This is a genomic window from Nostoc sp. NMS9, assembly GCF_017114995.1.
Classification (GTDB): Bacteria; Cyanobacteriota; Cyanobacteriia; order Cyanobacteriales; family Nostocaceae; genus Nostoc.
Map to the genome: position 1 here is coordinate 41,840 of NZ_JABXKL010000029.1, position 11,477 is coordinate 53,316.

At 41.3% G+C, this 11,477-nt stretch carries 10 protein-coding genes; all 10 read left to right on the forward strand.

The annotated features are described in order from the left end of the window. Positions 1-333: 333 nt before the first annotated feature. The 10 genes from HWQ40_RS10205 (at position 334) to HWQ40_RS10250 (ending at position 11,347) form a co-directional block, all read left to right on the forward strand. Positions 334-561, forward strand: a complete 228-nt coding sequence (locus tag HWQ40_RS10205) for a hypothetical protein (RefSeq protein WP_292777273.1) — start codon at positions 334-336, stop codon at positions 559-561. Between the two features lie 30 nt (positions 562-591). Then, on the forward strand, positions 592-1,161 hold the full coding sequence (locus HWQ40_RS10210) for a Uma2 family endonuclease (RefSeq protein WP_292777275.1): 570 nt from the start codon (positions 592-594) through the stop codon (positions 1,159-1,161). 120 nt (positions 1,162-1,281) lie between these two features. Beyond that, entirely contained in the window at positions 1,282-3,138 is a 1,857-nt protein-coding gene (locus HWQ40_RS10215) for an aspartate kinase (protein ID WP_292777277.1), read from the forward strand. 193 nt (positions 3,139-3,331) lie between these two features. Beyond that, entirely contained in the window at positions 3,332-5,392 is a 2,061-nt protein-coding gene (locus HWQ40_RS10220) for a serine/threonine-protein kinase (RefSeq protein WP_292777280.1), read from the forward strand. A 281-nt stretch (positions 5,393-5,673) separates the two neighbouring features. Next, positions 5,674-6,654, forward strand: a complete 981-nt coding sequence (locus HWQ40_RS10225; protein ID WP_292777282.1) for a CorA family divalent cation transporter — start codon at positions 5,674-5,676, stop codon at positions 6,652-6,654. A 144-nt stretch (positions 6,655-6,798) separates the two neighbouring features. Then, a complete protein-coding gene (locus tag HWQ40_RS10230; RefSeq protein WP_292777284.1) occupies positions 6,799-8,283 on the forward strand; it encodes an acyl-CoA synthetase in 1,485 nt (494 codons plus the stop codon). Between the two features lie 193 nt (positions 8,284-8,476). Further along, positions 8,477-9,955, forward strand: a complete 1,479-nt coding sequence (locus HWQ40_RS10235) for an amidase (protein ID WP_292777286.1) — start codon at positions 8,477-8,479, stop codon at positions 9,953-9,955. Positions 9,956-10,081: 126 nt separating this feature from the next. After that, on the forward strand, positions 10,082-10,555 hold the full coding sequence (locus HWQ40_RS10240) for a type II toxin-antitoxin system VapC family toxin (protein WP_292777288.1): 474 nt from the start codon (positions 10,082-10,084) through the stop codon (positions 10,553-10,555). Between the two features lie 2 nt (positions 10,556-10,557). Next, positions 10,558-10,749: a hypothetical protein gene (locus tag HWQ40_RS10245; protein WP_292777291.1), complete on the forward strand. Its 192-nt coding sequence runs from the start codon at positions 10,558-10,560 to the stop codon at positions 10,747-10,749. A gap of 118 nt (positions 10,750-10,867) precedes the next feature. Next, on the forward strand, positions 10,868-11,347 hold the full coding sequence (locus HWQ40_RS10250; protein ID WP_292777294.1) for a tetratricopeptide repeat protein: 480 nt from the start codon (positions 10,868-10,870) through the stop codon (positions 11,345-11,347). Positions 11,348-11,477: the final 130 nt, after the last annotated feature.

The following is an 11,477-nucleotide window of genomic DNA, read 5'->3' on the forward strand; positions in this document are numbered from 1 at the left end:
TTTTCCGCAAGCAAAAGGAGCTTTTACTTACTCAAACCCCAGTTTGCTTTCTCATTTTGGTGTTTTCCGCAAGCAAAAGGAGCTTTTACTTTCTCAAACTCCAGTTTGCTTTCTCATTTGAGTAATTCACGCATTCATTTTGGTATATCATTGAGCCGAAAGCTGGCGATGCTTTAGAAAAGAAGTGTAAATCGACAAGCGATGACTACGACAGCTACGCCTACGCATAGAGCGTATTGCTAGAGGCGATCGCTTTTCTTTAGATAAAGTTGTAAAAAAAAGCTATATGACCAGGGTTTATCTAGATACCAGTATTTATTTTAGAGGTAGACAATGGAAATTAAAGTTATTAACAAACAAGAAAATTTGCAAGAAGTTATGCAGGTTTTGCTCACTCATTTAGAACCATCGAAGGTAATGAAATTTTGGGCAGCTTGTAAACTAAGTGAAGGTGACTATTTGCAAGTTAAAGAAAAAGTATTTGCTAAAGAAACGGTTGCTAGCTTATATGCCAAAATCAAAGAATATCAAGATGGTGATAGTAAGCAATCGCTAGAATGAAGCTTATATTCCTGAATTAAAGTTTCAACTATGATAGCCTCGCCCCAACAAAACTATCTTACTGCTGAAGAATACCTCCAAATGGAGGAACAGAGCGATATCAAGCATGAATATATAGACGGCTATATTTACGCAATGGCTGAGGTGCTTGATGCACATGTAACCATCGCTGGAAACCTTGCTACCTTCCTCCGTAATCATGTGCGTGGCTCTGGTTGTCGTGTTTACATCGCTGACATGAAAGCCAGAATCGAAACTCTGAACCGCTTTTATTATCCCGATGTGATGGTTACTTGCGATCGACGAGATCGAGAAACACCAGGTTATAAAAGATTTCCCTGTTTAATTGTCGAAGTTTTATCTAATTCTACCGAAGCCTTTGACTGGGGCGACAAATTCGCCGATTATCAAACACTGGAAAGTCTGCAAGAGTATGTTTTAATTAATACAAAACGTCAGCGAGTTGAGTGTTTTCGACTTAATGAGCAAGGGTTGTGGGTTTTACAATCCTACACATCAGAGCATCAATCATTTCGACTCAACAGCGTGGATTTTGAGGAAACAATGGCAGCACTCTACGAAGATGTAGTTTTTGAATAATCAATTATTATAGGGCATTTGCCGCGATATTTAGTAAACTATATAACTGATAAGCCTTGAAGGCTTCCTAACCAGGCGGAAGCGTTGATGAAAGCAGGCACAATTGATTAAAAAAAAGTTATGGCGCTCATAGTTCAGAAATACGGTGGTACATCTGTCGGTTCAGTCGAACGTATTCAAGCTGTTGCACAGCGTGTTTATAAAACTGTTAAAGCTGGAAACTCTATTGTCGTAGTGGTTTCGGCAATGGGCAAAACCACCGATGGACTCGTCAAACTAGCTACTGAAATTTCTCCAAATCCTAATCGCCGGGAAATGGATATGCTGCTTTCTACTGGCGAACAAGTAACTATTGCCTTACTCAGTATGGCATTGCAGGAACTCGGACAACCAGCAATTTCCATGACTGGCGCTCAGGTAGGAATTGTTACTGAGGCTGAACACAGCCGCGCTCGGATTTTGCATATTGAAACTACTCGCCTAACTCGCCACATCAATGCAGGTAAAGTAGTTGTAGTAGCTGGCTTCCAAGGTATATCCAGCGTCGGAGAGATGGAAATTACGACTTTGGGTCGTGGTGGTTCCGACACCTCAGCAGTGGCGATCGCAGCCGCATTAAAAGCGAATTTTTGCGAAATTTATACAGACGTTCCAGGGATTCTCACTACAGACCCCCGTTTAGTTGCCGAAGCGCAGTTGATGGATGCCATCAGCTGCGATGAAATGTTGGAATTAGCTAGCTTGGGCGCAAAAGTGCTGCATCCCCGTGCTGTGGAAATTGCTCGTAACTATGGTGTTCCCCTTGTAGTTAGGTCTAGTTGGACGGATCAACCAGGTACTTGGGTGACATCAGCCAAACCTCAAGGGCGATCGCTGATTAATTTAGAAATTGCCCGTCCTGTAGATGCTGTAGAATTTGACACTAACCAAGCAAAAGTCGCTTTGTTGCGCGTCCCCGACAAACCAGGTGTTGCAGCCAGGTTATTTGGTGAAATTTCTCGGCAAAAAGTAGATGTAGATTTGATTATTCAGTCAGTTCATGAAGGTAACAGTAATGACATTGCCTTTACGGTTACAACACCAATATTAAAACGGGCAGAAGCAGTAGCAACAGCGATCGCCCCAGCCCTGAGAAGTCAATCTAACCCCAAATCTGACGAAGCCGAGGTAATGGTAGAACATAACATTGCCAAAGTCAGCATCGCAGGCGCAGGAATGATTGGCCGTCCTGGTGTAGCTGCAAAAATGTTCGCTACCTTAGCTGAAGCAGGCGTGAATATTCAAATGATTTCCACCAGCGAAGTGAAAGTAAGTTGTGTAGTCAATGCCGCGCAATGCGATCGCGCCGTCACCGCACTCCGCACCGCCTTTGAGATTGAGGCAGGGGAGCAGGGGAGCAGGGGAGCAGGGGAGAGTGCGTGCATAGATTCCCCTCTGCCCCTCCGCCCCTCCGCCCCTCTGCCCAATTGTCCTCCCGTTCGCGGTGTTGCCCTCGATTTGAATCAAGCGCGTCTTGCTATTCGCCAATTGCCAGATCGTCCGGGAATGGCGGCGAAGTTGTTTGGATTATTAGCGCAACATAATATTAGTGTTGATATGATTATCCAATCTCAGCGTTGTCGGGTGATTGATGGTGTTCCCAGACGAGATATTGCCTTTACAGTCTCGCGGATAGACGGGGAAAATGCAAAAAAAATGCTTACCCAAGTAGCGGCAGAATTAGGATGGGGTGAAGTTGTTTTAGATAGTGCGATCGCTAAGGTGAGTATTGTCGGTGCAGGTATGGTAGGACAACCAGGTATTGCCGCTAAAATGTTTGAAGCTTTAGCTCAACAACAAATCAATATTCAAATGATTGCCACCTCTGAAATCAAAATTAGTTGTGTTGTGGCACAAGAGCAAGGTGTTAAAGCTTTGCAAGCTATTCATGCAGCCTTTGAACTGGCTGGTAGCGAGAAATTTGTCGTGCCAGCGTAAAATCTGAATCAAAAGCCCTCACCCTAAATCCCTCTCCCAAGCTTGGGAGAGGAACTTTGCAATATACACGCAGTAGCAGCCCACGCGTTGATCTCATTTGAAGTTGCTTAATAAATAAATATTTATATTTTAAAATCAGTAGTAATAACACGTAAGCTATAATCGAACAATTTATCAGACTATATTTATATTGATGAATAGTCATTTACTAGATGGACATTATCAAATACTAAAAGTTCTCAATGATGGGGAAAAAGAGAAAACCTATCTAGTTGAAGATATTAATCTGACTGGTAAACAATTTATAGTAAAGCAGTTATGTCTCCCTAATAGCAATCCTCAAGCTTTAACAATTCTACGTCGCTTGTTTACGAGTAAGGCAGCAACTTTAGAAAAACTAGGACAGGAACACGACCAAATCCAAAAGCTCATTGCTTCTTTTGAAGAAAATGAAGAATTTTATATAGTCCAAGAATTTATACCTGGTAATCCTTTAAGTGACGAAATTATCCAGGGCCAACCTTTGAGAGAAGATGAAGTAATTAGTCTTTTGTCAGAGATATTAGAAATTTTGGTCGTTGTACACAGCTATGGCGTGATTCATCGGAATATTAAACCAGCAAATATTATTCGTCGTGAGTCAGATAAAAAATTAGTTTTGGTTAATTTTGGTACTTTTAATGAAGCAATCGCGAATACCGTTGATGATATGGAGTATATGCCTATAGAACAAATTAACGGCAACCTCAAATACAACAGTGATATATATGCTTTAGGTATCGTTGCGATCGCAGCACTGAAAGCTTTACCTACAAACGAAATATCTAATTTACGAAGTCAGAAAAATAAGCTGACAGGTGAAATAGTTTGGCGCGAGAAAAATCTCAAAGTTAACATAAAATTAGCAAAAATTATTAATAAAATGGTGCGTTTTGACTATCGTAAGCGCTACCGGTATGCAACCGAAGTTTTAGACGACCTGAAAAAGTTAATAAATGTTGATGACGATCAACAAAAACAGCATCAGAAAAAATTATTACTAGTTCTAGCGGGGATAGTTGGCTGTATTTCTCTTAGTGTTGCAGCTTGGCAATTGAGATCGCCAAAACTTGTAAGTGATGCCCAACAGACATTATACCAAGAGGGAGTAAATAAATATGAGTCAGGAAACTATGAAGGAGCAGTTGAAGATTTCAATCAGGCTATTAAATTAGATCCGCAAAACGCTTTAGCTTATAATAGGCGAGGTGATGCTTATTATCGATTAGGAGATTACGAGCAAGCACAAGCAGACTCTAGCCAAGCTATTTTACTGAATCCTCAAGATGCTAATGCCTATTTTGACCGAGGATTTGCTTTTTCGGAATTAGGCAAATACAAAGAAGCGATCGCAGATTATACTCAAGCAATTAAGTTAAATTCTAAAGATGCTTATGCTTACTATGGACGAGGATTAGCTCGTGCTCAATCGAAGGATCATAAAGGCGCAATTGGAGATTTTAGCAAAGCGATCGCTCTTAAACCTCAGTATACTGAAGCCTACTTGCAACGAGGTATTCTCCACCGTCGCCTCAAACTTAGACTTGAAGCAATCCAAGATTTTGATAAAGTAATTAAGATTAATCCTAGTGATGCTAAAGCTTATTATCAAAGGGGTTTAACTCAATCTATTAATAAACAAAAAGATGAAGCAATTAAAGATTACACAGATGCAATCAACATTAATCCCAAATACATAGAAGCTTATCTGAATCGTGGTGATATTTACAGCGATCTGGGAAATCAAGTAGAAGCTACTGAAGATTACAACACTATTTTACAGATCGATCCTAAATTTATTGCGGCTTATATTCACAGAGGTATTCACCGCTTTTCTTTTGGAGATTATAAAGGCGCTATTGAAGATTACACCGCAGCCCTAAAACTAGATACTAATAATGTAGCAGCTTACAATAACCGTGGTAACGCCTATCTCGAGCTGGGAAATAAAAAAGCTGCAAATCAGGATTATTCACGAGCGATCGCAATTAATGCTAACAACGCCTTAGCCTATTATAACCGGGGTGTGATTCGCACCAAGCAGAAAAATAAATCGGGTGCGATCGCAGATTTCAAAAAAGCTGCAAAACTATTCCAACAGCAAGGGGAACAAGATAGTTATCAAGATGCACGGCGGGAAATTACAATTTTACAAAATAAGTCAGCGTCAGCGCCAACTACTCGCCCTAAATCTGGGAAAATAGAAAAAAATTGAGCTACCACTCAATACAGTGTTAACTATCAATCGTCAAAACTCTTAAAGAGTGATTGTATTATTTAAATGTGTCTTACCTTACAATTTTACGACTAGTACTTTATCAAGCTGGTTTTGAAAGTTGGTAGTAAGCACTTTAGTACTTATCAAATAAAGACTAAAGTCTTACTACATAGCGTTATAAATTGTAAGCTTTGACATTTTATGTGTCGTTGTAGTCAAATAAATTATCGCTCAATATGAGTCCCCGTGTTTTTTCACGACTCAATTAGGATTGCTATATGCTAATTCTCCTGACTTTTTATCCAGATAACCTGGAAATATTCACCCATAGAGATGTCGATACGGTACTGAAAAGAATTGATGGTTCTCACAATATTTGGTTACGTTGTGTTCACTTCCGCGATCGCACTGGAACAGCCAGAATTATCAAGCACTTTGGACTAAATCCATCTCGTGTTAACATGATTTTCAACCATTCCCCTGTAGGAATTGATGAAGATATAGAAGATTGTTTATTTGACAGCTATGAAATCCTAAGTTCTCAAATAAAAAATAATGAGTTTGAGGTTGTACGTGGCAATATTGTAGTTGGAAATAATTTTATCATAACTTTTGAAATCACTGAACTAAAAATTTTAAGTATTTTAGCTAATAATCTCCAAAAACGAACTCTAGATATTCAAGAATTGGGAATTGACTATCTTTTTTATCTCATGTTTAAAGATATTTTGAATAATTACGAAACTGTATTTACCTATATTTCTAGAAAACTTGATGATTTAGAAGATGAAGTTTTAGACAATTCTGGTGATGAATCAACTTACCAAAAAATTGCCACAATGAGGCAATCTACTCGTTCTGGACGCCGTAATTTTCAAAGCATCAAGTTACTTATGGCTATTATGGATAATGAAGATTTCCAATGGATTGGTCAGCCAGTAAAAGAACTATTCAATCAAGAATTAGTTCATCACGTTGATAAACTCTGGCAAGAATATCAAGCTATAAGAGCGTGGATGTCAGAATTAATGGAAATTCAACGTGATAATATTGCTAGTAAAACTGGTGAACGAATTAATCGTCTGACTATCTTATCAACGATCTTTTTACCAATCACTTTTATGTCTGGCTTCTATGGTATGAACTTCAAATATATGCCGGAATTAGAACAACCTTGGGCTTACCCTGCGGTAATCTGTATGATGGCATTAATTGTGATTGGCAGTATTGTCTATGCCAAAAAACAACGTTGGTTGTAGTATCTATAAAGTTACGAATAAAACGATTATTGATTTATTAAAAAAGTCGTGGCTCTGCGTCTGTCGGTGCAGAGCAAATCAAATCAGATTTATATATATACTTTCATTAAGTAGACTGAATCAACCCTAAATCGGTAAACAAACGTGAATCTCCCATTGATTATTCGTGCTGAAGAACACAACGAGAAAAGAGCAATCACGACAACGGATGGATCATTTACTTATCGGGATTTGCTACACACTTCTAGTCAAATAGCAACAAGTCTTCTTCAAAATACAGAAGATTTACAAGAGCAACGAGTTGCCTTTCTTATCCCGCCTGGGTTTGAGTATGTAGCCACTCAATGGGGAATTTGGCGGGCTGGTGGCATAGCTGTACCTCTGTGTGTTTCTCATCCACGCCCAGAATTGGAGTATGTAATTACCAATTCTGGAGCATCGATTATTATTGCTCATCCTAATTTTGAGGATATACTGCGATCGCTCGCCGAAGCACACAATTTGCGATTTATCCTCACCTCAGAAATGCTCCCACATAATATTAGTAACCTCCCAGAGATAGATATCACTAGAGGCGCCTTAATTCTCTATACCAGCGGTACAACAGGTAAACCAAAAGGTGTAGTTACGACTCATCAAAATATTCAAGCGCAAGTGACTAGCTTAATCACCGCTTGGGAATGGACATCTAACGATTGCATTTTACATATACTGCCCCTACATCATATTCATGGGATTATTAACGTACTGACTTGTACTTTATGGGCTGGCGCGGAGTGCCATATATTGAGCAAGTTTGATGCCGAAACCGTTTGGAACCGAATTTGTGACGGTGACTTAAGCTTATTTATGGCAGTACCAACAATTTATGTAAAGCTAATTACGGCTTGGGAAACTGCCTCTAAGGAACGCCAAAAAAGGATGTCAGAAGGCTGTGCTAAGATGCGCTTGATGATTTCTGGCTCGGCAGCATTACCAGTTCAAGTTTTAGAAAAGTGGCAGAGCATCAGCGGCCATTTTCTGCTGGAGCGCTATGGTATGACTGAAATCGGCATGGCGCTATCGAACCCTTTACACGGTGAACGATTGTGTGGATATGTAGGAAAGCCTTTACCTCAAGTTGAAGTGAGATTAGTAGATGAGAACGGAGAGTTAGTTCCAACTGGGACACCAGGAGAAATCCAAGTTAAAGGCCCAGGAGTGTTTCTAGAATATTGGCAAAACCCCGAAGCAACCGCCAAAGCCTTCCAAGATGGCTGGTTCCGTACTGGAGACACCGCCGTAGTTGAGAACGGTAACTACCGCATTCTGGGACGGATGAGCGTGGATATCATCAAAACCGGAGGGTATAAAGTTTCAGCTTTAGAAATAGAAGAAGTATTGCGATCGCATCCAGATATCCAAGAATGTGCTGTGGTTGGGGTTGCCGATTTAGAGTGGGGTGAACGAGTTTGTGCCGCGTTAGTATTGCAAGGTTCACAACCTTTAACATTACAAGCTTTCAGGAGTTGGGCAAAAGAGCAATTGGCTGTTTATAAAGTGCCAACCCAAATTCTGATAGTTGAAGAATTACCGCGCAATGCGATGGGGAAAGTGACTAAGCCGACCGTGGTTGAGCTATTTTGCTGATAGCGATCGTCACAGAATTTTGGATTTTAGATTGAAAAGAGCAATCAAGTGAAATCGACTTATCGACTTATGATATCATGTCCGGCTAATTAGTTATAATTCCCTTTATCTATGCAGAAAGCCCAAAAACCCATCCCCTCTGCCCCTCTGCCCCTGGAGCGGTCTTAATGATAAGTCTTTAACCGGACATGATATGAGTGACTTAGTTTTTCTACCCGCTCATCAACTTGCTCAGATGATTCGCGATCGCCAAGTCTCTGCTATGGAAGTGTTAGATGCTTACCTGGCGCAGATTTCTAAACACAACTCAAAGCTGAATGCGATTTGCACGTTAGACGAAGACAATGCTCGTACCACAGCCAAGCTTGCAGATGAAGCCCTAGCTAGAGGAGAACACTGGGGCGCTCTGCACGGTGTCCCTGTCACGATCAAAGACATTTTTGAAACAGTAGGACTTCGTACCACAGCAGGTTACATTCCTCTCAAAGACTACATTCCTCAACAAGATGCCACCGTTGTCGCAAGGCTGCGGGCAGCAGGAGCCGTTATCCTTGGAAAAACGAACATGGCGGAACTGGCTGGTGATTTTCAAAGTACAAATTCTCTGTTTCCACGGGTAAATAATCCCTGGAATCTTGACTATACAGCAGGTGGCAGTTCTGGAGGCAGTGCTGCTGCTGTTGCAGCCGGACTCTCACCATTAGATATAGGCAACGATCTTGCGGGTTCCGTGCGCCAGCCTGCAACTTTCTGCGGTGTGTATGGCTTAAAGCCAACAGATCGCCGTATTTCCACCGCCGGAAGTATCCCTGAAGTACCGGGAATGCCGCTATGCTTGCGACAAATGTTGACTATTGGCTGTTTTGGGCGATCGCTCGAAGATATTCGCCTTTGCTTCTCGCTCATCGCTGGTGCGGATCTGCGTCGCCCAGATGTGCCACCGATTCCCCTTGATACTCCATCAGGCAAGTCTTTGCAGGATCTTAAAATTGCTTGGATTGATCAATGGGTGGAAGTTCCCATTGCTGCAGAAATTCGAGCCGCAGTACAGACAGTCGTGCAAAAACTTGCTCAAGCAGGTAGTTATGTTGAACGCTGGCTTCCCAAAGACTTTAATCTATCGACAGTGTGGAACCTCTGCGGGCGGATGGAAGCATACATCAACAACTACGCCCAACCCAAGGATCGCTATAATGTGCTACGCAGCTTAGAGTTACTCTTTCGCACGGCAACTCAAGGCGACAAAAAATTGCGAAAATTGGGGAATTTCAGCAGCTTTCTGCCAGAAATTTGGAATCCCAGCTTAAAAGGATATTTTGAGACACTCACCGAGCGCGATCGCTTCATTGCCCAAATCGATGAAGCTTTAGAAGCGTGGGATGTATGGCTCACTCCTGTGACAGCAACTCCTGCATTTACCCATTGTCCGGCTTGGAGCGCCATTGATATAGACGGCAAATCCTATCCTTATGTGGTGGCAAACGGAGCTTACACTATGCCATTTAATCTCAGTGGTCATCCGGCGGTAGTGATTCCTATTGGGCAAACTCATAATGGCTTACCGATTGGAATCCAAATTATTGGCAAGCGATGGCGCGAGATGGAGTTGCTAGCGATCGCTCAAGAAATTGACAAAGCGGTTGGTGATTTCCGCCATCCATTAGGCTATTGAGGAATGGCAGCAATTAAACTTCACCGTTATAACCCAATACGCTTGGGTTTCGTTCCTCAACCCAACCTACGCAGTTTATGGTTTTTGACTTCGGATAACATGAGAAAGTTAACAGCTTAATACCAGATGAGCGAAACTGTTTACATCGAAACCAGTATTGTTGGCTACTTGACTGCTAGACCCAGTAACAACTTGATCCTGATGGCTAATTTAGAAGCTACGCCAGAATGCTGGGACACACGTCGCTATCAGTTTATGCTCTACATTTCTCAAGTGGTTTTGGATGAAATAGCACGAGGCGATACAGAGATAGCAACGAAGCGACTTGAAATAGTGCGTGATTTTCCTTTGCTTGAAGTCAGTGAAGCTGTTCAAAATTTAGCAGGACAATTTCTCGCAAAAAGTAGCCTTCCACCGAAAGCCGCTGATGATGCACTTCATATTGCGGCGGCTACAGTTTACGGATTGGACTATCTGTTAACGTGGAACTGTAAGCATATTGCCAATGCTCAAATCCAGAAAAAGCTAGCCCAAATCAGTCTTGATGCCGGATACGAGTTGCCGAGCCTTTGTACACCCTACGAACTAATGGGAGAGTAGATATGTGGAAAGATGAAATTCTTGAAGAGATTTATAGAATTCGAGAAGAACATGCAAAGGCTTTCAACTACGATTTACAAGCAATTTGTGATGATTTGCGACAAAAACAAGCTGTAAGTAATCGGCAGATCATTTCACAGCCACTCAAACAACGCAATCATTTGCATAGCAAATCGCAATACGCAACTAGCTAAAAGTTATCTGTTGGGTGTTGCGGTTTATCTAGGGTGATTGGGAATGTTATGCCGTACAAGATTTTTGGGAATACTATCTGGTAGCTAAACACAAATCTCAAGCTAGGGAGTGTGAACTATGAAAAGCTACACAGATCAAGCTAAAGCCGAACTCTTTTTCAACGAAGGTAATGTAAGCGCTAAGATGGGCATGTTTGAAAATGCTCTGTCTCTTTATGATCAAGCTATCACTCTTGATGACGCCAATCCAATGTACTACAACAATCGTGCTGCCACGCTTAAGAGGCTCGGTAGGTTTCAAGAAGCGATCAAGCAATATGAAGAAATTGTCCACAAATTTCCCGACTATGGAAAAGCTTTTCTTTGCATAAGCAGCACATGTATTGAAACAGGTAATTATCAAGGGGCTGTTTCCAGCTATCGGCGTTTTCTTGACGCGTACAACAATGGGCAGTTCACCTTTAATCCAATATGGGGAGAAATCAATCAAAGTATCTATGGAGAGAGTTTGCTAGAGACTGCTTTATTGACATCTATCAACTACCTGTCCGTAGATCAGCAGGGACTAGCGATTCAGGCTTTCCAGGAAGCACAATAGTGAATCAGATTGAACTAAAATCCATTTAAAAAACCTTTCTTAAACGTGTGAGTACAATGGGACACAAACCTTACTACTCCCGGTTCGCCCATTTTTTTATGAGTTAGGGAAAATAAGCAGTTAAAAGTAT